The 21,745-nt window shown below is 39.7% G+C and carries 20 protein-coding genes, 2 tRNA genes and 1 pseudogene; 4 read left to right on the top strand and 19 right to left on the bottom strand.

Translation table 11 applies throughout. The features are described from left to right. Positions 1 to 8: 8 nt before the first annotated feature. The gene (locus C3Y93_RS08630) at positions 9 to 335 is read left to right on the top strand and encodes a hypothetical protein (RefSeq protein ID WP_104852686.1); all 327 of its coding nucleotides are present in this window, start codon (positions 9 to 11) and stop codon (positions 333 to 335) included. A gap of 4 nt (positions 336 to 339) precedes the next feature. On the opposite strand, the gene C3Y93_RS08625 is transcribed toward C3Y93_RS08630, so the two are convergent. The 9 genes from C3Y93_RS08625 to C3Y93_RS08585 all read right to left on the bottom strand — a co-directional run bounded on the left by C3Y93_RS08625 (position 340) and on the right by C3Y93_RS08585 (position 9,618). After that, a complete protein-coding gene (locus C3Y93_RS08625; RefSeq protein WP_104852685.1) occupies positions 340 to 1,614 on the bottom strand; it encodes a DNA phosphorothioation-associated DGQHR protein 1 in 1,275 nt (424 codons plus the stop codon). 17 nt (positions 1,615 to 1,631) lie between these two features. Next, positions 1,632 to 2,174, bottom strand: a complete 543-nt coding sequence (locus tag C3Y93_RS08620; RefSeq protein ID WP_104852684.1) for a hypothetical protein — start codon at positions 2,172 to 2,174, stop codon at positions 1,632 to 1,634. Positions 2,175 to 2,308: 134 nt separating this feature from the next. Next, on the bottom strand, positions 2,309 to 2,668 hold the full coding sequence (gene dndE / locus C3Y93_RS08615; protein ID WP_104852683.1) for a DNA sulfur modification protein DndE: 360 nt from the start codon (positions 2,666 to 2,668) through the stop codon (positions 2,309 to 2,311). Then, positions 2,649 to 4,655, bottom strand: a complete 2,007-nt coding sequence (gene dndD / locus C3Y93_RS08610; protein WP_104852682.1) for a DNA sulfur modification protein DndD — start codon at positions 4,653 to 4,655, stop codon at positions 2,649 to 2,651. Before dndD ends, dndE begins: the two co-directional genes overlap by 20 nt. Next, complete coding sequence (gene dndC, locus C3Y93_RS08605) at positions 4,652 to 6,145, bottom strand: DNA phosphorothioation system sulfurtransferase DndC (protein WP_104852681.1); 1,494 nt, start codon at positions 6,143 to 6,145, stop codon at positions 4,652 to 4,654. The genes dndD and dndC overlap by 4 nt, the downstream gene beginning before the upstream one ends. Further along, positions 6,146 to 7,267, bottom strand: coding sequence for a DNA sulfur modification protein DndB (gene dndB / locus C3Y93_RS08600; protein WP_104852680.1), 1,122 nt, complete (start codon positions 7,265 to 7,267; stop codon positions 6,146 to 6,148). Positions 7,268 to 7,976: 709 nt separating this feature from the next. Then, positions 7,977 to 8,222, bottom strand: a complete 246-nt coding sequence (locus C3Y93_RS08595) for a hypothetical protein (protein ID WP_104852679.1) — start codon at positions 8,220 to 8,222, stop codon at positions 7,977 to 7,979. Next, positions 8,215 to 9,396 (bottom strand): Arm DNA-binding domain-containing protein, encoded by a 1,182-nt coding sequence (locus tag C3Y93_RS08590; protein ID WP_104852678.1) that lies wholly within the window; start codon positions 9,394 to 9,396, stop codon positions 8,215 to 8,217. Before C3Y93_RS08590 ends, C3Y93_RS08595 begins: the two co-directional genes overlap by 8 nt. A gap of 12 nt (positions 9,397 to 9,408) precedes the next feature. Then, the gene (locus C3Y93_RS08585) at positions 9,409 to 9,618 is read right to left on the bottom strand and encodes a hypothetical protein (RefSeq protein WP_004644831.1); all 210 of its coding nucleotides are present in this window, start codon (positions 9,616 to 9,618) and stop codon (positions 9,409 to 9,411) included. A gap of 116 nt (positions 9,619 to 9,734) precedes the next feature. Between C3Y93_RS08585 and C3Y93_RS08580 the strand changes: the two genes are divergently transcribed. After that, positions 9,735 to 9,983: a helix-turn-helix domain-containing protein gene (locus C3Y93_RS08580; RefSeq protein ID WP_004644833.1), complete on the top strand. Its 249-nt coding sequence runs from the start codon at positions 9,735 to 9,737 to the stop codon at positions 9,981 to 9,983. A gap of 245 nt (positions 9,984 to 10,228) precedes the next feature. Here C3Y93_RS08580 and C3Y93_RS08575 read toward each other — a convergent pair. From C3Y93_RS08575 to C3Y93_RS08535, 9 genes and pseudogenes are all read right to left on the bottom strand, one after another. After that, a tRNA-Gly gene (locus C3Y93_RS08575) sits at positions 10,229 to 10,304 on the bottom strand. A gap of 299 nt (positions 10,305 to 10,603) precedes the next feature. Beyond that, positions 10,604 to 12,445 carry a glutamine--fructose-6-phosphate transaminase (isomerizing) gene (gene glmS / locus C3Y93_RS08570; protein ID WP_104852677.1) on the bottom strand — a complete coding sequence of 614 codons (1,842 nt, stop codon included), beginning with the start codon at positions 12,443 to 12,445 and terminating at the stop codon, positions 10,604 to 10,606. Positions 12,446 to 12,457: 12 nt separating this feature from the next. Then, entirely contained in the window at positions 12,458 to 13,822 is a 1,365-nt protein-coding gene (gene glmU / locus C3Y93_RS08565) for a bifunctional UDP-N-acetylglucosamine diphosphorylase/glucosamine-1-phosphate N-acetyltransferase GlmU (RefSeq protein WP_104852676.1), read from the bottom strand. Between the two features lie 18 nt (positions 13,823 to 13,840). Further along, positions 13,841 to 14,362 (bottom strand): phosphatidylglycerophosphatase A, encoded by a 522-nt coding sequence (locus tag C3Y93_RS08560; protein ID WP_104852675.1) that lies wholly within the window; start codon positions 14,360 to 14,362, stop codon positions 13,841 to 13,843. Continuing rightward, complete coding sequence (gene thiL, locus C3Y93_RS08555; protein WP_104852674.1) at positions 14,328 to 15,257, bottom strand: thiamine-phosphate kinase; 930 nt, start codon at positions 15,255 to 15,257, stop codon at positions 14,328 to 14,330. Before thiL ends, C3Y93_RS08560 begins: the two co-directional genes overlap by 35 nt. A 25-nt stretch (positions 15,258 to 15,282) precedes the next feature. Then, on the bottom strand, positions 15,283 to 15,732 hold the full coding sequence (gene nusB / locus C3Y93_RS08550; protein ID WP_104852673.1) for a transcription antitermination factor NusB: 450 nt from the start codon (positions 15,730 to 15,732) through the stop codon (positions 15,283 to 15,285). A gap of 4 nt (positions 15,733 to 15,736) precedes the next feature. Next, positions 15,737 to 16,207 carry a 6,7-dimethyl-8-ribityllumazine synthase gene (ribE, locus tag C3Y93_RS08545; protein ID WP_004974350.1) on the bottom strand — a complete coding sequence of 157 codons (471 nt, stop codon included), beginning with the start codon at positions 16,205 to 16,207 and terminating at the stop codon, positions 15,737 to 15,739. Between the two features lie 11 nt (positions 16,208 to 16,218). Next, positions 16,219 to 17,340, bottom strand: a complete 1,122-nt coding sequence (ribBA, locus tag C3Y93_RS08540; protein WP_104852672.1) for a bifunctional 3,4-dihydroxy-2-butanone-4-phosphate synthase/GTP cyclohydrolase II — start codon at positions 17,338 to 17,340, stop codon at positions 16,219 to 16,221. A 346-nt stretch (positions 17,341 to 17,686) separates the two neighbouring features. After that, positions 17,687 to 17,857, bottom strand: a pseudogene (locus C3Y93_RS08535) (secretion protein HlyD); the annotation flags it as partial. 243 nt (positions 17,858 to 18,100) lie between these two features. Here C3Y93_RS08535 and C3Y93_RS08530 point away from each other — a divergent pair. Beyond that, positions 18,101 to 18,751 carry a response regulator gene (locus C3Y93_RS08530; protein WP_004974358.1) on the top strand — a complete coding sequence of 217 codons (651 nt, stop codon included), beginning with the start codon at positions 18,101 to 18,103 and terminating at the stop codon, positions 18,749 to 18,751. An 853-nt stretch (positions 18,752 to 19,604) separates the two neighbouring features. On the opposite strand, the gene C3Y93_RS08525 is transcribed toward C3Y93_RS08530, so the two are convergent. Beyond that, a tRNA-Ser gene (locus tag C3Y93_RS08525) sits at positions 19,605 to 19,695 on the bottom strand. 119 nt (positions 19,696 to 19,814) lie between these two features. Here C3Y93_RS08525 and C3Y93_RS08520 point away from each other — a divergent pair. Beyond that, on the top strand, positions 19,815 to 21,695 hold the full coding sequence (locus tag C3Y93_RS08520) for a potassium transporter Kup (protein WP_104852671.1): 1,881 nt from the start codon (positions 19,815 to 19,817) through the stop codon (positions 21,693 to 21,695). The last annotated feature ends 50 nt before the right edge of the window (positions 21,696 to 21,745 follow it).

The following is a 21,745-nucleotide window of genomic DNA, read 5'->3' as shown; positions in this document are numbered from 1 at the left end:
TAATAGCAATGAGTAATGATGGATCTTTAATGAGTGAAGTCCAATTACGTAAACAGGAAATCTCTGCAGCTAAAAAAGCTGCAGAGATTTTGACACTACGTGAGTGGTACGATTCAACTCAGCATGGTTATGAACTAAAAGAATATTTTAAGCATTATTCTAATTTAGGGAGATTAGGGAGGGAGCTTCATAAACGTGGAGTGAAACGAGAAACAGAGCTACTTGAAGATAAAAAAGTGGGCTTTGTAGAAGCCACTTTTGTTAGACGAGAGCTTGACCTTTTGGGGCCTTTATGTGCAGTAGCATGTGTATTTGAGAAAATAAGAAAAGCCTGATTAATCAGGCTTCTATGGGTGAGATCTTTTCTTCAATAGCTTTTCGGATAATGCTTCTACCTGAGCCTGAGGCATTTTTAAATTTATCCTCAGTAAAGTTTAAATCTTTTGCTGGTGCTAGTTTTTGTATGAAGAAATTTATGCTTATATCTTTCTGAGCAAGTGCTTCAGGAAGAATCCGTCTTAATATATCAAATATTGCCTGTACGCCAACAGTTTTCGTAATAAATGAATTATGAATTGCATTTTTCCAAAAAGTTACATCACAAGCATTTAAATAATTTAAGACGATTGTATATATAAAAGTGTCATTACCTGATAAATAATATTCTCTGAGAACCGAATTATCCTTTCGTTGAGAATATTTTAAAATCTCTCTCCTTGAATTTTTATTACTTAGTAAGAAGTTTGAGTCACGTGTTGGATTTGAAGAAAATAATTTCATTATTCCTTCAACAATGACAGCAGTCGAGATAGACCATTTACCTTCTTCCATAATTGCTGACAATGCATTGTCAGTTTTAGGTGAAATTTTGATTCTGCCTTTTAGCGGAGATTCACTAAGAGTAGCTAACTTTCTTGTAAAAAAAACTGCTAATTTATCAGGAGTCCAATTTTCTGATTTTTCCTCTGAAATATTATAACCATATAGTTCATAAGTAAGACTTTTATCTACTGGTTTTTGCGTAGAGTTAATAGTCGCAAATAAATCAGCTTGATATGCTTTAGGTAAATCAAGATAAATTGAACATAACAGGTGCATTTCTAATCTATCAGAATTTTTTAGATAATCATTTGTGAATCCGAACAATCGATGTTGTCCATCAATTATAGCTGCAAGCTTTTCCTTCGAAGGAATAGTGAGATTATAGCTAATATTATTATTGCCATCTATTGACTGGTCTATAGACCATCTACCATTTAATAATTTTTGCTTTTCTAAATCTAATTCATTTTGATTTAAAGAGGGGTCATCTTTACTACTTAAATCAAGAAACTCATCGATTGTGAATCCAGAAGTATGAAAATTAGCTGCTAAAATAATAGCATTAGGAAATGCAGAGTCTTCCCTGTCAATATATTCGGCAATTTGTTGTAATCTATTATCTTTTTTGTCGCGCTGAGTTCCTTTTAGTTCATAACCGAATAAAGTTTTTTCAGCTCTCATTCGATCACTGAAACAGACCTCAAGTAATATTTTAGCAGGAAGGGAAACAGCAAAGAAATCCCCCATTGGTTGACTAACTTTTAGCGCTGGAACAGTAACTGGAAATTGCATTTTATTTTAATCCAAAATTATGATTTAAAGCCGTCTGGAATATCACCATTTAATGGTTTATCTAAATCTGTACCACCAATTGATGCTTGTTTGGGAGGGGTATCATATAAATCTGTATTAAGAGAGGATTGGATCCACGAGGCCCATAAAGTAAAAATTAGTATGAATATCATGGGTAGCCAAAATTTATAGCTACTAAATTGTGGGTCAAAGAATAATAAAAGAATACATGTTAAATTTACCAGGACAATAAAAATAATTAATGTTGACTTAGTATGAAGTTTTACGTCATTTTTGGATAAGCAAAGTTGAATTGCAGAAGTATTAATAATAGGTGGTGCAAATAATATTAATGCAGTCTTCATTGCACTCGAATCAGTTGCTTTGTTAGCTAAAAATTTTAAAAATTCGAACCAAAATCCCAAACCACCTAGAAGTAAAATGCCAAGAAATAAATACATCCAAAATGTAGATTGATCTGCAGGCTTTTTAGTTTGTTTCCAAATAAATTCCCAAGCTAAGACAAACCCATTTTGCTTTGGTGGTGGATTTTTATTCATAGTATTGATTTTCAAAAATTAAGTAAAAAATCTAATTATTTCAAAAGTATTGATTTGTTTGATTATAAATGTATTTCGTTGAAAATTGAAGACGCTTAAGAAAGCGGACCAATCAAATTAGTCCGCTTACATGATTAAATATTGCTAATGAGATTTTCTGGTGATTTATGCCGTACAGACATTGCGCCTACACCTCTATGAATATGCCCACGCATGCGGTCAAGTAGAACTTTATTTTCTAAGGGTTCTTCATGATTGTCTTCAACATATCTTAGAAGTGAGAAGAATAAGTCTGTATTTTCACCTGTAAGTGTATAGGCATTAAACTCAGAACCATCTTCATTAGGTAATGGAATATTACCTAAAGGCCCTTCTTCTAAAGACATCATTAGGGCAATGCGACAGAGTAAGTTTGGTGTCAGACCTGTACGTTGTTTTAGCATACGAAGACGAGTAGTTGCCTCAGATGAAATTTTAAGCTTGCTGTAATGCAATTCTCTTCTCCGTCGTATTGGTGCGTTTCAGATCAGTAAAGTAACCTGGCAATGCCTGAGTAGAACTTAACTCATGATTGTATTCAAGTAAGTAACTTTCAGAGATGAACTGATCTAATTGATTCACATATAAGTCATCAATTTCTGTGTCAGTCGAAAGAATAATGACTTGATGGCTGACATGAGGGAAGTAAAACTTCATCAGGTTATCACGATGTTCTCGGTCCAAACGGCCAAGTGGCGTGTCTACAATCATAGGTAGGTGACGACCACTTGTTTTTGCTAAAGACCACAACATGGCAATTGCATAGATCTGTTTTTCACCTGCAGATAAAGCAGATTTCTCAACGACTTTGCCATTGGTTTTAATTAAGCGAGTGTTAAAGCTTTTTGGATCAATCTGTAGGTCAGTGATGAAATTGCGTTTGCGTAGCAGAGAGTTGAAAATTTCAACAAAGTTATGACGGACTTGATTGATTTTTTGCTCAAGAAGCGCTGTCTCAAACTCAATGAGGGCTTTAATCCCTTTAGCTGCTAATGAGTTTTTGTGATTCTGCAAAGCAAACTCTGCCACTGCTTCACTCGCAGCTTTTAAGTTTCGTTCTGCTGTCACAACATCCCAATTAATTTTACGAACCTCTTCTTCCTTTTGATTAAGGATTAGATCAAGTTCGCCTAGCTTACGTTCTTTATGAAGTAATTCATCTAGATAAGCATTAGAGTCTTCAGCATTTTCAGCACGAGCAATAGAAAACTCCGTTGCCTCCTTTTCTTGGTTTAAGTGAGTAAAGCGTTCATAGATTGACTTAACTTGTTTCTTCACTTCAGCATCTAGGCTTAATAATTTAGCCAAAGCTTGCTGTGGTTCAGCCAGTTCGCCAAATGCGATATGAGAGCTATGTTTTGACTCTGTATTAAAATAACTTGAAAGGAAATCATTAAAATTTTGCCAATGTTCATCTTTCCAGAGTTCTTTTTTCTGAATAGGACTTGTTTGGAATGAGCTTAAAGCTTGTTCAACAAGTTTATAGTTAGCTGATTGATCAGCAGACGAACTTTTTAAATGATTTGTAAATTTAGAGATAAGCTTAGGTGCAAATAGGAACGGGAGTAACCCGTTCGCTAAATTTACCAATTCTTGCTTACAGGTATTGATCTCTTTGTTAAGTTGAGAGAGTTTGGTTTTGAGTTGATCATATTGCAACGCAATTGCACCACCTTCAGACACAAAGCGTAATCTTTTTTGTTCAATGTTTTTCAGTAAGGTCTGATGTTCGAACTTAAGCTGAGCATACTCATTCTTAATGTCATTTTCTTTAGATTTAAGCTCAGTTAACTGTTGGGTTAAAAGGGCTACATCATTCTGTTCAATATCATCAGATTTATTACGTGTTAAATATGAATGTAAGTCGAGACGTAACTTTTCAATTAAGTCGATCCCAAGAAGATTTTTAATCGCATCTGATAAAGAAGCATTATTATCTTCAGCAATATCCTGAATTTTTTCGCCGTCGAAGAAGAATAGCTGAGAAACCCCGATTGGAATGAGTTCTAAAAGGAAGTTTTCCCATTCTTGTTTTGGTACAGACGTAACAGTTGAACCATTCTTTTGGAGGTCCAAATTCTCACGGATATGACCATCTGCTGCTAAAGACCAAGAGCGACATATTTTGAATTCAGCAGGAATACTGCCTTCGGTATAGATGAAGGTCAGTTCTATACTTGAAGCACGTTCGAGATGATTCTGATTTGTCTTGTTTAATAAATATTGATGGTAATCTTTGGTGCTAATGCCAAGACCTAAAGCACGTTTACCATAAAGTGCCAAACGAACAGAATCTAAGAATGTCGTTTTACCAGCACCATTACGACCACCAATGAGTATGATTGGCTTATTGGTAATTGATGATTTTTTAGGTTCCAAAGAAAATTCGGTACGCTGACTATATAAACCAACATTATCTAAAATTAATGATTTGATAATCATGGATTAGCTCCAGCGTTATTGAGTAAATCTAGCTGACCTGAAGAGATTTCTTCAGCAAAAGATGCTTCTTCATCTTCTGTTTCAATGATGTCATCAATGGTTTGATCTGAGTTACGATCAGCAAGAATGGTTTTCAAATCCCGCCATTCTTCATTGAGTACTTTGCTAAGCTGATTATGAATATTATGACGTCGTTTGAGACCATGGGAGGCTTTTTCTACTCCAATGAGTTTAACCATAAGCTCGGTAGGAAGTTCATGTTCTTTGCAAATACGATCTAGCAAAGCAAAGTCTTGGGTGTTATAGAGAACGCTATCCTCAACTTCCCAATCGAGTTCAATCCCAAGGGTGTTTTTGACAATTTGAGGAACTGAGTCTGCCCAATCACCACTTTCAGAACGCCATAAACGACGAATTTCATGTAATTCTGCTGGATGAATAAGCACAGGTGCTTCACCGATAGGTGCTTCTACTTGTACTTGTTTTTGAATTTCCAAAAGCTTACCAAGGAGTTCTTTACGGAATTCTAGTTTGTAAGGGCCAGGAACCAATTTGCCGTTAGCATGGTTAAAAGCAACTTGACCATTACGGCGTTTAAATTCACGATAAATGAATTTTTTCTCAGGGTCCTGAGTTGACGACAGTAAGTCACGATATTCCAATAGTGGTTCTAGCCATTCTTCACCAGACTCAACCATTGCTTCCATCGATTTATCTTGCTGAACAACAGTACATACCCAGCAACCAAAACGTGAGTTACCACAGCTAGGTGTAGTTTTGTCGACGACAAGAGGACATTCACCAGCTTGAGCATTTCTATACATGGTGACTAATTCACGGTTGTCATTATTCCATGGAGATTTGTTTTGGAGTAAATAATTCCAAACATCGTCTGTTGTGAAAGCTTCAATTGGTGCAAAGACAAAGGCATTTAAAAGTGATGAGTGGCGAGCAAGCTTAGTACCTTTAATTTTGTGCATTGCGATTACTTGCGCACGTGTTGCACTTTCAGCAGAGCGCACACCTAAAACAACAACAACCTCACCAAACTCAGCTACGCGTTGCGTAATAAAATCATTTGCAGGTTCGATTTTTAAACGTTCTGTACACCAACGGAATTTATTACTTGGAGCAGGATAACCACGACCAATTAAGTTCACCCAAAACGAACGTTCAACACGCGGGCTTACCTTTTGTACAATAAACGGCATACCTTGTTCATCAGATTTTCTCTGAATGTTTTCAAGATTTTTATCGATATAGCGAACAATAATCGGCGTTTCAACTAACGTATCTGAGCTAATCACATACACTGGCTTCTGACGTTGTTCTGCTGGTAAAAGTGCTAGTGCATTCCAAACTAACTGTAATGCGCAGGTAGAATCTTTACCACCTGAGTAACCAACAACCCAAGGTCGTTGATCAGAAAGATAGACTTCTTGAATTGAGGCATGAATGCTTTTTAGTGAGTTGGTCTCAAAAAAACTCATTTAGACCATCTCCTTGATGTTTGAATAAGTATGGTGTTTAACTTGCTGTGTGTTGATGAATTGCTCTTCAACATTTTGTGACTCATCACTCAACGGGAGACCTAAAACTTTTTGAATATAGTTCGTGACTAACACCAAATTATTGCGGGATTTATTGATTTTACCAGCGACTAATGCTCTACCATCCCAAATCGCTAGATTTTTCCTTGACCATTCAACATGAATGAGTTTGCTAAGATGGTTTTGCCAATTTTCAGAATAATTTTGAAGCAACATGTTGCCTACTCTTGCTAGTGCTTGTAGTGCAATTCCATGAGCGTGAATATAGTTTTGGCGTAAATGAAATGATGAAGTTTTACCTTCCTGAAGATCAAGCCAACCTGGTATATATTGTATTACTTCTTGCCAAAATTGGCTCGCAATTTGAATGGATTCTTGAGTATTCAGTTTATTATTTTTATAGGAAAGTAATTCCTTAGTTGCTTGATGAATTGAGCTAAAGGTAAATATTTTTGTTGAGCGATTAGAAATACTAGATTTTTCAAAGTCAGTGAATTCAGAGAATAAAGGAATCGCTTCAATAACAGATTTGGTGATATGTGTCTGTTCATCTCTGTGGTTGAACAATAATTTAATAGATTGAGCAGGCTTTACAGCATGCATATTTAGATCTGCAAACATCTGTTGCGAGCGTTTAAGGCCCTGATCCGCATAAAGCACAACAGAGATTGTTTCTTCGCCGAGATGTGGGTTAACTTTTATCGCCTCTTCAATGGCTGCGCGGCGATGTTGGCCATCGTTGATTAATACCGTTGCATCCATAGAAATCTTGAGTTTACCCATATTGTTGGAGATCTCAGACGGCTCAAATTTCACTTCTCCATCAACACAGGCACACAAAGACGAAAGAATATATTCTTTTGGGTTTTCAGTGATATATCTACTAATTTGAGGTATTCGACTTTTATTTAAAGTTCGCTGTGCTCTTAAGGATGGGGGGAGTGAATTATCATCAAATTTAAAAAATTTAGGTACGAATTTCAAAGGTACCATAATGACAAAAAAAGCATTTCGAGCTTGGATACCTTGCATAGCGACAAATTCAAACCAATTACCATCCATAGATATTTCACGTATAAAAATCAAAATATTTGAAAGTATATCATAGTGTGGAAGTTTATTTTAATATTTTGGAAGTTTGTTTTTATGAATTATTCTACTGGATCTGGTTTTTTTGAAGTTTGAATTGAATTTCTAGGCTTTGACTGACATTTGATGGTTCATTAAATTCGGTAAAATTAAAAGGTATAAGACAGAATCGTATAAGTAATTAATAGGTTGAAGCATGGGATTGACTGTCTGGTATGAAAAGACTATTTCATAATTTTAAGACTATGATTATTATGATGAAGTATAGTGTTATCCTTCATTATCCAATTATTACTGCTAACATGTGAAAAGTTGTTCTCCTTAAATATGACGGAATTTTACACTTCTTCAACTTTTCAAGAGGGGATGGTCTAGTGGCTAATAAATCTTGTACGCAGATTTAAATATTTTTAACATCATAAGGACTAAGGCATAGCAATATTTCTGCTTAGAAGTTTATTTAGTCTTGATGCTTCTAAAGAGTTGTTCTATTCGAGCGCTATATTAACCAAGGAGGCAGTTTTAAAATGCCGTTAGGGGTTTTTTACACTGCTACTAACGCTGTATGATATAGCGTATTGCCGACAGGAATATCCCCCAATAGGTTTTTACGATGTTATTCTTTTCTTGGGTAAGGTAAGGCATTTAAAAAGTGACTACCGAAATAGTCACCTCGTCTCAATTATTGAAAATTTTCAATTAGCCTTTTACGTGCCTCGTTCAAAAGATCATTTTTGTGGATACAGTTTTCTTCATAAAGCTTTTGTACCCACAGACGTAAAGCTTGATGATCATCAAAGCACTTATTGATGTTCAGTATAAAAGCTAAGTTATGCAGTCTTGGAATTTGGTACTCTAAAATTAACTCACGGGCGACTGAGTCGGCTTCAATCGAAACAACTACACCACCTAAGAATGCTTTATTCATGGGTTAGCTCCATTTCATCCAGTTTTTCCAACATAAGCTCGAAAGCACTGCCATCACGACGAGTCATATTGGGAACATAACGGCTGTAGACACGGAATAACATTTCAGTGGTTGAATGTCCCAATTGCTTTGCAATCCACTCTGGGTTTTCTCCAGCTGAGAGCCACAATGTCGCTGCTGTATGTCGTGTTTGGTAAGCTCTACGACTTTGTAGACCTAAATATCTTAAAAGAGGGTGCCATACACGACGGTTCACCAAGCGATAGTCTAGGGGTTTGCCCTCACGTGTAGAGAAAACAAATTCGGAATGATTTTTGATCATGTTCTTTTGATCTAAAAGAGCTTGGTAAACTCGCTCAGACATTTGAATAACCCGATCAGAGCCATAGGTCTTAGTTTCACCAAGTTCGCCGTTGACCAATGCTTCTTTGATATAGATTTCACGACGTTGAAAATTGACGTTTTTCCATCGTAATCCATCAATTTCGCTGGTACGCATGCCAGTAAAGAAGCGAACCGTATAATAAGGTCTAAAATCTTCACGAACTGTCGATAAAATTCTTTGCACTTCTTGCAAAGTGAAAGGTGTAACATCTATTCGACTTTCCTTGAGATTCTTAATATTTTTATAAGGCGAAACAAAGTTGTATCGTTCCGCTGCTTCATTAAGTATCATACGTAAAGGTGTCATGATCTGATTGATTCGGGATGCCTTCAGGCTTGCTTGTTTTAAACCGTAATTCACTTTGCCGAGAGAGGAACGGAATTCAAGCAAGTCTGGCTTCTTTATCTGATCTAAGCACTGATGGCCTAATACAGGGATCAAATAATTATTTAAAATAATCAGTACCTTTTCCTGGTAGGAACTGCGCCATTCAATTTTTTTCTCATCAAACCAAATATGCGCAAAATCCTTAAATAGGGGTGTTGATGAGCTCAGTACAGCTTTACGTTGCTGTATCTCACTAAACTGTGCAACTCGTTTGCTTTTAGGAAAATACTTTGCATACTCGAAAGTCCCTAAAGTAATTTCTGCTTCAAGCTGTTCTAAACGTTTCTTTAAAAGTTTACGGTTTTGGGCCGTATCTTCGAGATTGGTTGTTTCTCTGCACCGTACACCTTGATAGCGGAAGTCGACAACGAGCTTTCCATAACGTTCTTGAATATTCGCCATATGCAGGACTCCTTATTGCAAAGTGGTTAGCCCTAGGCTGGTGAATTTCAACATATCTTCTTCGATACGTTCCCATACAAACAAAATTTTGCGTCCACCGAATGGGCGGATGTAATGAATGCCCTCAAGGAAAATACTGTCCTTAAGTTGGTTACGGATGGTACGTGGGTCGTAATGAATTTTTTCAGCCAACTGTTGGGCTGTCATATAGGTGTATGTCATAATGATATTCCTGTAAAACTTCATCGGATGTGGAGATAAATTACATCCTTGAAGATAAATTAACTCTAAAATTGCTCAAATGCAATGAAAAAGTAATCGGATTAGAGGAATTTATTGTGATTATTTGTAAACTTCCAACTCTTTTGGCTGAAAGAAGGATGAGGGTAGCAGATCTTATCCGTGGTACTGGTATTAATAAAACCACATTGCATAAGCTTTATAATGGAGATTTGACACGAATAGATTTTGATACTATTGATCGGGTATGTGATTTTTTAGATATACAGGTTGGGGAGTTATTTATATTTGAGCGGACTAATGATTTGTTAGCGCAGTCAAATAATAGAGATACCGATGATGAATAATAAAATAGATAATCAATAATTTTTTGTGTAATTACATGATAGGGGCTTGGTCATACAGATTCGGCCAACTTAGAAAGTAGCGCGTAAAAAAATAGAGTCACTTTTTGGTCACCATTTGGTCACCAATTTTAAATGTAATGTTCTGTTAACTTGCTTTTTTAAGTATCAGAAATTCTGATAGATAATAATACTATTTAAAATCAACAAAAAAAGCCCCAATCTTTCGACTGAGGCTTTTAAAATTCTGGAGCGGGAAACGAGACTCGAACTCGCGACCCCAACCTTGGCAAGGTTGTGCTCTACCAACTGAGCTATTCCCGCATGCGGTGTATAATACATGATGCAAAAATCGGGTCAATCATTTTTTGCATTCGTCTGTATTGTTTGCATAAATAAGCAACATTTTTAAAAATTCATTCTGCTATAGACTTTAAACTTGTATTTTGGGGATCGAGCAAACGGTATGAATCAGACAGGTTCTGAGTCTTGCGCTAAATGCACCTGTTTAGAAAAGATGGAGACATAAAAAATCCGCAGGCTGGTTTTTTAACAAGCAGGCTGCGGATTGAGATTGATTTAAAATTAATAAATTAAATTTAAATCATTAAATAATATGAATATTATTCTACAGTTACACTTTTTGCTAGGTTTCTAGGCTGGTCGACATCTGTACCACGTAACACTGCAACGTGGTAAGACAGCAACTGCACAGGAATACTATACACAATTGGCGCAAGCAACGTGCTGACCTGTGGTACATAAACCACATGCTGGCGTTCTTTATCTGCAGGAATGCCGCTGTGTTCATCTGCAAATACAAACAGCTCACCACCACGTGCCTGTACTTCTTCCATATTGGATTTCAGTTTATCTAGCATGTCATCTTGCGGTGCTAAAATTACCACAGGCATATCATTATCTACCAATGCCAATGGGCCGTGCTTTAATTCACCCGCAGCATAACCTTCTGCGTGAATATATGAAATTTCTTTCAGTTTCAAAGCACCTTCCAAGGCGATTGGGAATTGTGTGCCACGACCCAAGAACAAGCAGTGATTTTTCTCTACAAACAATTCAGACAAACGTAAAATTGCCGTATCATTTTGCAAAGTATCTAAAATCACTTTTGGTGTGTGCCATAAGCCTGCAATAATTTCAGCTGTTTCTGTCGCTGCAATTGCATTTTTCACCTGACCAATTTTGAGCACCAATAGCATTAATGCTGCCAATTGTGTCGTAAAGGCTTTGGTCGATGCCACACCAATTTCAGGGCCTGCGAGTGTCAACAAACTATGATTGGTTTCACGCACCATAGATGAAGTTGCCACGTTACAAATGGTCATGGTGCTAATATTTAAGCCTTTTGCAGCAGCACGTTTTTGCGTATCACGTAAAGCAGCTAAAGTATCTGCAGTTTCACCAGATTGTGAAATGCACACATACAATGTGTTATTCACAATGACTGGGGTGCGATAACGGTATTCGCTGGCAATTTCCACATGACATGGCAAGTTAATTAGCTGTTCAAACCAGTATTTTGCAATCATCCCTGCATGGTAGCTGGTACCGCAGGCAATAATCTGTACCTGTTGAATCTTGGCAAAATCAAGCTCGGCATCTTTCAGGAAATCTTCACGTAAAGCGTTGCCATTCAATGCTTGTGAAATGGTTTGTTGAATTGCTTCAGGCTGCTCATAAATTTCTTTGAGCATGTAGTGTTTATATTCACCCTTCGATGCATTGCTTACAGTTGCATCCAACTCTTTTACAGGGCGTTCAACCGTTTGACCGTTTACAAAAACTTCAATGCTGTCGCGAGTTAAGCGTGCGATATCACCTTCTTCCAAATACATAAAACGGTTGGTGATCGGCAATAACGCCAATTGGTCTGAACTGATAAAGTTTTCGCCAATACCGACACCAATCACCAAAGGAGAACCTTCACGTACCGTGATCAATTCATCTGGATAATCGGTATGGATAATTCCCAGAGCATAAGCACCTTTCAGTTGAGGCACGACTTGCTGTACCGCAACCAATAAATTCGGTGCAGTTTTAAGAGCATGGTTGACCAAGTGCGCAACCACTTCAGTATCCGTTTGAGAGCTGAACATATAGCCTAAAGCTTCTAGCTCATCTTTCAGTTCTTGATAATTTTCGATAATACCGTTGTGTACGACAGCAACATTGCCAGAAATATGCGGATGTGCATTGTTTTCTGTCGGTTTGCCATGTGTTGCCCAACGTGTATGGGCAATACCGAGTGAACCTGTGACTTGAGAATCTAGTACTGCTTGCTCAAGATTTGCTACTTTACCGACACGACGCTCACGCAAGACCTGACCTTGACTAATCAATGCCAAACCTGCGGAATCATAACCGCGATATTCTAAACGCTTTAAACCTTCAATGAGGATATTGGTAATACTACGTTCTGCAACGCCACCGACAATACCGCACATAGGAACTTCCTCTTATTTTTTCAATTTCTGTGGACGTTGATAATTTTCTTTAGTGAACTGTTTAGAACGTTCCACAGCTAAACACTGTTCTGCAACATCACGGGTAATGGTCGAGCCTGCGCCTACCGTTGCACCATTGGCAATGGTGACAGGTGCAACCAATGAACTATTTGAACCAATAAAGACTTGGTCACCAATAATGGTTTTAAATTTATTGGCACCATCATAATTGCAAGTAATCGTACCTGCACCAATATTGCTGCCTGCACCCACTTCGGCATCACCTAAGTAGGTAAAGTGGTTGGCTTTGGAGCCTAAACCAATTTGACTGTTTTTCACTTCAACAAAGTTGCCAATATGCACTTCATTGGCCAATACCGCACCCGGACGTAAACGTGAGAATGGACCAATTTGCGCAGCTTCACCTACAACCGCTTGGTCAAATACGCTATACGGCTGAACTTTAGTGCCCGCAGCAATTTTGGTGTTTTTGAGGATACAACCTGCACCAATTTCTACGCCATCACCCAGTTCGCAATCGCCTTCAATAATTACGTTAATATCAATGCGAACGTCTTTACCTGCAGTGAGATTACCACGTAAATCAAAACGGGTTGGGTCAATTAAATGCACACCTTGTTGCATGAGTTGCTTGGCTTGGAAGTTCTGGAACTCGCGTTCTAATGCAGCCAATTGCACACGGTCATTCACGCCTTCTACTTCAAAAGCCAGTTGAGGTTCTACCGATGCAACTTCTAAACCATCGGCAATTGCCATCGCCACAATATCGGTCAGGTAATATTCACCTTGGGCATTGTTATTGCTCAGTTGAGGTAGCCACTCGTGTAATTTGGCATTGCTGACGCAATAAATACCGGTGTTAATTTCCTGAATTTGACGCTGTGCTTCAGAGGCATCTTTATGTTCAACAATTGCTTGAATTTTACCGTTTTCACGTACAATACGACCATAGCCTGTTGCATCGGCAAGCGTGAGTGTGACTAAGCCAATTTGCGTTTCACGTGAAACGTCGAGCAGCTTTTGCAGAGTCTGCTCTGTAATACAAGGCACATCACCCGATAAAATCAGAGATACGCCGTCTTGTGGTAAAACAGGCAAGGTGACTTTTACTGCATGGCCTGTACCCAATTGTTCTGCTTGTTCAACCCATTGGATTTGTTCATGTGTAAAGGCATTTTGTACCAATGCGCCGCCGTGACCGTAAATGGTAATAATATGATCTGCTTGTAGTTTTTTCGCGGTTTCAATCACGTGACCTAATAGCGGGCGTCCTGCAAGGGGTTGTAATACTTTGGGTAAATTTGAACGCATGCGCGTACCTTTACCTGCTGCAAGAATAATCACGGTGGTAGACATATTGAATCCTAGTGATGGCTAAACCAAAATAAATGATAAATAAATATAAATACATAATGCGGCCCAAAGACCCGCAATAATATCGTCCAGCATGATGCCAAAACCGCCTTCGACTTTACGGTCAATCACGCGAATCGGCCATGGTTTCCACACATCAAATAGTCGGAACAGGGCAAATCCTGCAATCACCCAAACCCAGTTGATTTGATCAATAAAAATCAGGGGGAGGAAGGTGATGGATTGTCCTGCAAACTCATCCCAGACAATGCGCCCATCATCATGCACGCCCATGACTTGTGCGGTACGTCCACAGATATATATGCCAACTAGCGACATGATGGCAATGGCAAAAAGGCTTGGAATAAAACCAAGAAAGAACCAGATTGGAATAAACAGCAGGGCAAAGGCTGAGCCAAAAGTACCAGGCGCTTTAGGTAGTAGACCTGAACCGAAACCAACACCACAGCATACAATCAGTCGGTCAGTCCAAGACATGGCTTTGAAATTAATCGCGGGTTTGTGCAAAGTGTTGGTATCCATGAAAATGAAGTGAACGATCTACGCCATTCTGTTCAAAGCTTAAGCGGTCTTGATTGTTAATTTTACCGATAATATGAATAGGGGTATCTAAGGTTTGTTGCAAAAGTTGTTGATAATTTTGCGGGCTTATTGTAAAGCATAACTCATAGTCATCGCCACCTGCCAAAGCATATTGCCACTGCTTTTGTTGTGGTAATTCGGTTAAAGCAGGGTCTATAGGCAGTTGATCGAGTTCAATACATCCGCCCACCTGAGAGGCTTTCAGAATATGTCCCAAATCTTGAGCTAGGCCATCTGAAACATCAATCATGCTTGAAGCCAGTCCTTTGAGCTGTCGGCCAAGTTGGCAGCGTGGTGTTGGATAGTCCAAACGCTGTTTTAAAGGGTGTTCAAGATGGTCGAGCCCAAAGGCTGCATCACCAACTTGTCCACTGACACAAATGTAATCGCCCACTTGAGCACCTGAACGAGCAACGGCTTGCTCGTGTTCAATCCAGCCAAGTGCGGTAACAGTAATGGTTAGATGTGGACTCTGAGTCGTGTCGCCACCAATTAAGCGCACGCCAAATTGATCGCAACAATCGTGTAAACCCTGACTAAAGCCTTTTAGCCAGTCGTGATCAATTTGGGGTAGGCTCAAGGCCAATAAAATACTGTGCGGAGTTGCACCCATCGCCGCAATATCCGATAAATTTACTGCGACGGCTTTCCAGCCAATGGCATGCGGGGAGGTGTCGAGGGGAAAGTGTCGTCCTGCAATCAGCGTGTCAGCACAAATCACCAACTGTTGTTGGGGTGGAGGTGTAAGCAAGGCTGAGTCATCACCGACACCTAAATCGACAGCATCGGGATGCGGTCTGTTGAAATAGGTCTCAATAATAGAAAACTCAGCCATACAACAATCGACTCAATACTTTGAATTAGTTGCTTTGTTGCTTTTCTTCTGCACGCAAGCTGTTGGCAAGACGGTCTAATACACCATTGATGTATTTATGGCTGTCTGCACCGCCAAAGTGTTTGGCCAGTTCAATCGCTTCATCCAGTACGACACGGTATGGAATTTCCAGATGTTGTTCTAACTCATAAGCACCTAAACGTAAGGTGGCGAGTTCAACACCATCGAGTGCTTGAATGTCACGATCAAGAACAGGCACCAGTAATGCATCCAATGCTTCATGATTGGCAACCACTTGAGTCAACAATTCATGATAATAGCCGAGATCCACTTTGTGCATGGCATTTTCCACACGGGTACGTGCTTCAATTTCATGTACTGGATTGTGGCTCATCTGCCATTCATAAATACCTTGCACAGCAAAACGACGTGCTTTACGTTTTGCTGCATAAGTTGCTTGAAGTGTTTGCGACATAGCGTTAAATAGCCTTTAACAAGTTAACCATTTCAATTGCAGTTAAGGCAGCTTCACTTCCTTTATTACCTGCTTTTGTTCCAGAGCGTTCAATTGCTTGTTCAATACTATCCGTAGTCAATACACCGTTAATCACAGGTAAGCCAGTATCTAAACCAACCACACCTAAGCCTTTGGCACATTCGCCTGCAACAAAGTCAAAGTGTGGAGTGCTACCGCGAATCACTGCGCCGAGTGCAATAATGGCATCATAACCATTCGATGCAGCTAATTTTTTAGCCACAACAGGAAGTTCCCAAGCGCCTGGTGCATGAACAACGGTGATATTATCCTCTGATACGCCATGACGTTTCAATGTGTCAATTGCGCCATCAAGCAAATGCTCAACCACAAAACTATTAAAACGACCGACTAAAATCGCATAACGGCCTTCGCTAGCGAGATGTAATAAACCTTCAATACGGCGAATTGCCATAGCAACCTCGATTATTTCTCTGATGTTGGATCTGCGGTGATATATTCCACCACTTCTAAGTTAAAGCCTGATAAAGCATTGAAACGTAATGGTGAGCTGAGTAGCTTCATTTTTTCAACGCCTAAATCACGTAAAATTTGTGCACCCACGCCAATGGTTTGGTATTGCTGTGACAATGCAGCATTGGCTTTGCCTTGTTTCGGGGTTTTAAGGCTGTCTAGGGCAGGGCCCAAGTCTTGCAATTGAGCTTGACCAATCCAGACCAAAACACTACGTTCACTGTTGGCAATTTCTTTTAAAGCACGGTCTAAATTCCAAGTTGCCGAACCATCTGCTTTTTTCAGCTTCAGCAAATCACGGGTTGGATTAAAACCATGCACACGTACTGTGGTAACGCCTTCTTTCGGCTCGCCTTTGACCAATGCCAAGTGAATGTCTGGGTTCCCCAGTTCACGGTAGCGATATAAGTCAAAAGTACCATATTCGGTGTCGATGCTTTGCTGATCCAAACGCTCTACAGTTTGTTCATTGGTCATGCGATAGTGGATTAAATCGGCAATAGTACCAATTTTTAACCCGTGCTTTTCAGCAAAAATTTCTAAATCTGGACGACGCGCCATCGTGCCGTCTTCATTGATGATTTCACAAATTACCGATGCAGGCTCTAAACCTGCCAAACGGGCAAGATCACAACCTGCTTCGGTATGTCCTGCACGGTGCAATACACCACCTGGCTGTGCCATGAGTGGGAAAATATGCCCAGGCTGAACAATATCGGCAGGCTTGGCATGTGCAGCGACAGCGGTTTGAATGGTATGCGCACGTTCTGCGGCAGAAATACCCGTGGTAATGCCTTCAGCAGCTTCAATCGACAAAGTAAAGTTCGTACCGTGTTGTGCACCATTGGCATCAACCATTAACGGTAGGTTTAATTGCTGGCAACGGTCACGACTTAAGGTTAAGCAAACAAGACCACGCGCGTGTGTGATCATGAAGTTGATATCTTCAGGGCGAACGTGGGTTGCGGCAATGACTAAATCACCTTCATTTTCACGATCTTCATCATCCATGAGGATGACCATTTTTCCTGCACGGATATCTGCTACAAGCTCTTCGACAGTATTGAGCGGCATCAACCTTCACCTTCTTATTTGTCTGAAACGACATTGAATGAGAGAGATGCATAGTCTAACGGTTTTTTACCTGTTTTGCCTATGCTTATCATTTTCATTGCGTGACTTATGGTTATACACAGTGTCATCAGGCTTGGAAAGAGGTGAAAAGGAGGATTTGCTGCGTTGCTGTAGATTGTTTAGGCAATTAAGATGAAATGCAAAATCTGTGAAAAATAAAACTGTAGAGGGCATAGGATATTATCGCCCTCATTCTCGCCTTCACTTGAGCCCAGTTGGGTTTTGGGAGAAGGCAAGAATCAGAGATGAGATAATTCATTAAATTCAGGTATAAGCGAATTTCTGTTTAGCGCTCACGTAAGGCTTCTTTGGCTTTGTTGAATGGTTTGATCAGATAATCCAACACCGTTTTTTCACCCGTTTTAATATCGACTGTTGCGACCATGCCTGGGGTAATATCAAACGCTTGTCCTGCTTTGTTGCTGAGTTTGTCTGAATCGGTACGGATATAAACCCTTATCTTGGGATATTTTCTATTTCATATTACATCTTGTTTTGAGCGTTTTGGTTGTAAAATAAAACTGATTAAAAAATCCACAAAATGATCAACCTTTTTGACTGAGCGCTGAAAACATAAAAAATAAACGCTTTTCTGTGATTAATTGCACAATAAATGCAAAAAAGTCATGTCTTGCATATCCTTAATTGTCTTTGTATGGTTAGAATATAACAACTGTGCCCAAGATCTCTCACGTCTGTTATGAATATATTAATCGTTGATGATCATCCGCTGTTTCGCCATGCCTTAATTCAGGCGGTTCGTTATAGCTTACCGCAAGCTCAAATTCATGAAACTGCTGCAGTGAATGAATTGTACGAACGTTTGGAAAATGGACCTGAGCCTGATCTTGTTTTATTGGACTTGAATTTACCAGGGGCATCGGGCTTTTCTGCATTGGTGCATGTGCGTGCGCAATATCCATCTATCCCAATTATTGTGGTGTCCGCTCACGAAGAAGCATCGATTATTCAACGTTCAATTGCGCATGGGGCGATGGGTTATATCCCAAAATCGGCACATCCGAGCCATATTGGCGAAGCAATTCGTCAAGTTTTAGAAGGTGAGATTTGGTTGCCGCCAAACTTGGCTGCGAATGTTAACTTTGACCCTCGCGCTGCAGATGAAACAGCTTTGGCTGAACGTATTCAGTCTTTAACACCACAGCAATTCCGTGTATTGATGATGGTGGCAGAAGGTTTGTTGAATAAGCAAATTGCCTATGAATTAGATGTTTCTGAAGCGACGATTAAAGCGCATGTGACCGCAATTTTCCGTAAATTGGGTGTGCAAAATCGTACTCAGGCGGTATTGGCAATCAATGCGTTAAATATTGAAGAAAAGAAAATGTAAGATGTGACTGATCTGTAAAAGATGAGTTTAAAACCGCTGTGTTGATCTGGAAGATTGAGCAGTGGTTTTTTATTGGGTGTTTGGTTGATAATGACCTTTTTAGAAAGCTAATTCACTTTAGGATGTGACATTTAGCGTTCAGGTTGTTGATGTGCTTAAAACCTAAAAGGAATATTGTCTTATTCCTTTAGCTGTATGGCATAAACATATTCAGGCTTTCATGTCGATAAAACTGACAAAAATCGACATGAGAGAGTTGTCATGTCGATGACATAAACATATTCAGGTTGTCATGTCGATAAAATGGGTAAAAATCAACATGAGCTGAATAGCTATCAGTCTAATGCAGGCGATATGGTTCTTTCAGATTCTTAGGCTTTGATTGTATCTGTACCCATAAATCCAATAGTGTGAAGTTGTCCGCAGCGGGAAAACCCGCCACTAATAAGAAATACATAGAAGGACGAATATGTTTTAATAGTAATAGATGAATGGTGATTTGAATAAATCATACCTAAGTGAGTAGGGGGCTTTCCCCTATATGGGTTCAACTTTTAGAATTCACGATAACCAAGCCCGCCAGCCGTGATATGTGCTAGATTTCGATCATAGGTAATTATTTGGCTTTCTTTTCCGATGGTTTTATTTTTCTGACTTGAGCATCTGTAAGCATTGCAATGATTCCACAGAATTGGGGGTATAGTTTTGGGGGTAATTTATTATACCCCTAGTTATAACCCCAACTAGATCAAGCTTGCAATAGATAAAGTGGATTGCATTAAACATAAAAAAGGCCTAAACCCTTTAGATTCAAGCCCTTAAAACTACGGGATAATACCGTAAACAACTAATTTGGCGGTGAAAGAGGGATTCGAACCCTCGATACGCTATTAACGTATACACACTTTCCAGGCGTGCTCCTTCAGCCACTCGGACACTTCACCATAGGCGGTGGATAATAACCAAAAAATAGTACAAAGCCAAGTTGAAAAATTTGATTTAGAGAAAAACTTTCAGCGTAGTGCTATGATTCTCAAAAATACCGTCTAAATCGAAGACACCTATGCAAAGTACTGCAAAAAAAGCAGCCTTACCCGTCATTACCTTGGCTGCACTCGGAGTTGTATTTGGGGATATCGGAACCAGTCCTCTGTATGCCTTCAGACAAACTTTTTTAACGGCGCATCTTGCAATTACCCAAGCCAGTGTATTGGGAATTTTATCCCTAATTTTCTGGTGCATGATGCTCACCATCAGCTTCAAATACGTCACCATTATTATGCGTGCCGATAACAATGGCGAAGGCGGGATCATGTCATTATTGGCATTGAACCTGCGCACCACCCGTATTGCCGAAGACAAAAAAATCTTCCTGATCGCACTTGGCTTTATTGGTGCATCCCTGTTCTTTGGCGATGGCATTATCACCCCCGCCATTTCAGTATTGTCTGCCATTGAAGGACTAAGTATTGCCACGCCTATCTTTAATCAATGGCTCGTACCGCTCTCCATTGGTATTTTGGCAGGACTGTTCATTGTGCAGCGTCATGGTACAGGCACTATGGGCAAATTTTTTGGCCCACTGACTTTGCTGTGGTTTTTAGCAATTGGTGGCGCAGGGCTGTTCAGTATCATCCAAACCCCGTTTGTATTGGCCATGGTCAGTCCACACTGGGCGTTTAACTTTGTAGTAGAGCAACCCTTTGTTGCATTTCTCACCATGGGTGCGGTGATTTTGACCATGACTGGTGGCGAAGCACTCTATGCCGATATGGGGCATTTTGGGCGGATGCCTATTCGCCTCGCGTGGTTTTTGATTGTCTTACCTTGCTTGTTATTGAATTACGCAGGACAAGGGGCATTATTGCTACGTAACCCTGCAGCGATTGAAAATCCGTTCTATATGTTGGTGCCTGAATGGGGCTTGTACCCGATGATTGGTTTAGCCACAGCTGCAGCGGTGATCGCTTCTCAAGCGGTGATCACAGGGGTATTTTCAATGGTCAATCAGGCCATTCAATTGCGTTATTTACCACGCCTGACTGTACGTCACACGTCCGATGTTGAACGTGGTCAAATCTATTTGCCATTCATTAACTGGGCCTTATTTATTTCGGTGCTTATCTTAATTTTATTATTTGAAAATAGTGCCAGACTTGCCAGTGCTTATGGCGTGGCAGTGACCATGACCATGCTGTGTGGCACGATTTTAATTTCAGTGCTGGCCTATGGTTTTTGGCGTTGGCCGATGTGGAAAGTTGCCCTTTTTGCAGTGCCATTTTTAACCCTAGATTTAATTTTTGTGGCTTCGACCTCGCTCAAAATTGTGTCAGGGGGATGGGTGCCAATTTTAATTGGCGCCATCATGTATACCATTTTAATGACGTGGAAAGATGGTCGTGCATTGGTTTTCAATCGTTTGGAAAAAGATGCCTTGCCGATAGACCTATTCATTCACAGTATTAGTATGGGCAATGAAACCAAATTTGTCCCTGGCGATGCGATTTTCTTGACAGGTACGCCTAACATTGTGCCACATGCCATGTTGCATAATATTAAGCACAACAAGGTCTTACATGAACGCAATATCATGGTAACGGTCATCACGCGTGATATTCCATTTGTGGCGCAGCAAGATCGGATTCAAGTCGAAAAACTGGATGATCGTTTTTATCGAATTACCATGTATTACGGTTTTAAAGATCAGCCAAATATTCCAAATGCCTTGAAACAAGCCTATGAACAGCTTGAGTTTGAATTCGATATGATGCAAATGAGCTTCTTTATTTCGCGTGATCGAATTGTGCATACGGTGGGCGATGGCATGTCACCGTGGCGTGAAAAACTGTTTATTTCAATGCAGCGCAATACCAGTCCTGTGAGTGATTTCTATCAAATTCCAACCAACCGTGTGGTGGAATTGGGTAGTCAAATCGAAATTTAAAAACTGCTCAATAGATTTTAAAAAACCAGCATTATAAAGTGCTGGTTTTT

Source organism: Acinetobacter sp. SWBY1 (assembly GCF_002946595.1).
GTDB classification, from domain to species: Bacteria; Pseudomonadota; Gammaproteobacteria; order Pseudomonadales; family Moraxellaceae; genus Acinetobacter; species Acinetobacter towneri.
The sequence above is the reverse complement of the archived record's forward strand: the minus strand, read 5'-3'. Positions and strand labels throughout refer to the sequence as shown.

Coding starts and splice junctions, on each gene's coding strand:
- C3Y93_RS08630 (WP_104852686.1), top strand. CDS start 9: ATGAGTAATGATGGATCTTTAATGAGTGAAGTCCAATTACGTAAACAG.
- C3Y93_RS08625 (WP_104852685.1), bottom strand. CDS start 1,614: ATGCAATTTCCAGTTACTGTTCCAGCGCTAAAAGTTAGTCAACCAATG.
- C3Y93_RS08620 (WP_104852684.1), bottom strand. CDS start 2,174: ATGAATAAAAATCCACCACCAAAGCAAAATGGGTTTGTCTTAGCTTGG.
- dndD (WP_104852682.1), bottom strand. CDS start 4,655: ATGATTATCAAATCATTAATTTTAGATAATGTTGGTTTATATAGTCAG.
- dndC (WP_104852681.1), bottom strand. CDS start 6,145: ATGAGTTTTTTTGAGACCAACTCACTAAAAAGCATTCATGCCTCAATT.
- dndB (WP_104852680.1), bottom strand. CDS start 7,267: ATGGATGGTAATTGGTTTGAATTTGTCGCTATGCAAGGTATCCAAGCT.
- C3Y93_RS08595 (WP_104852679.1), bottom strand. CDS start 8,222: ATGAATAAAGCATTCTTAGGTGGTGTAGTTGTTTCGATTGAAGCCGAC.
- C3Y93_RS08590 (WP_104852678.1), bottom strand. CDS start 9,396: ATGGCGAATATTCAAGAACGTTATGGAAAGCTCGTTGTCGACTTCCGC.
- C3Y93_RS08585 (WP_004644831.1), bottom strand. CDS start 9,618: ATGACATACACCTATATGACAGCCCAACAGTTGGCTGAAAAAATTCAT.
- glmS (WP_104852677.1), bottom strand. CDS start 12,445: ATGTGCGGTATTGTCGGTGGCGTTGCAGAACGTAGTATTACCAATATC.
- glmU (WP_104852676.1), bottom strand. CDS start 13,822: ATGTCTACCACCGTGATTATTCTTGCAGCAGGTAAAGGTACGCGCATG.
- C3Y93_RS08560 (WP_104852675.1), bottom strand. CDS start 14,362: ATGGATACCAACACTTTGCACAAACCCGCGATTAATTTCAAAGCCATG.
- thiL (WP_104852674.1), bottom strand. CDS start 15,257: ATGGCTGAGTTTTCTATTATTGAGACCTATTTCAACAGACCGCATCCC.
- nusB (WP_104852673.1), bottom strand. CDS start 15,732: ATGTCGCAAACACTTCAAGCAACTTATGCAGCAAAACGTAAAGCACGT.
- ribE (WP_004974350.1), bottom strand. CDS start 16,207: ATGGCAATTCGCCGTATTGAAGGTTTATTACATCTCGCTAGCGAAGGC.
- ribBA (WP_104852672.1), bottom strand. CDS start 17,340: ATGCCGCTCAATACTGTCGAAGAGCTTGTAGCAGATATCCGTGCAGGA.
- C3Y93_RS08530 (WP_004974358.1), top strand. CDS start 18,101: ATGAATATATTAATCGTTGATGATCATCCGCTGTTTCGCCATGCCTTA.
- C3Y93_RS08520 (WP_104852671.1), top strand. CDS start 19,815: ATGCAAAGTACTGCAAAAAAAGCAGCCTTACCCGTCATTACCTTGGCT.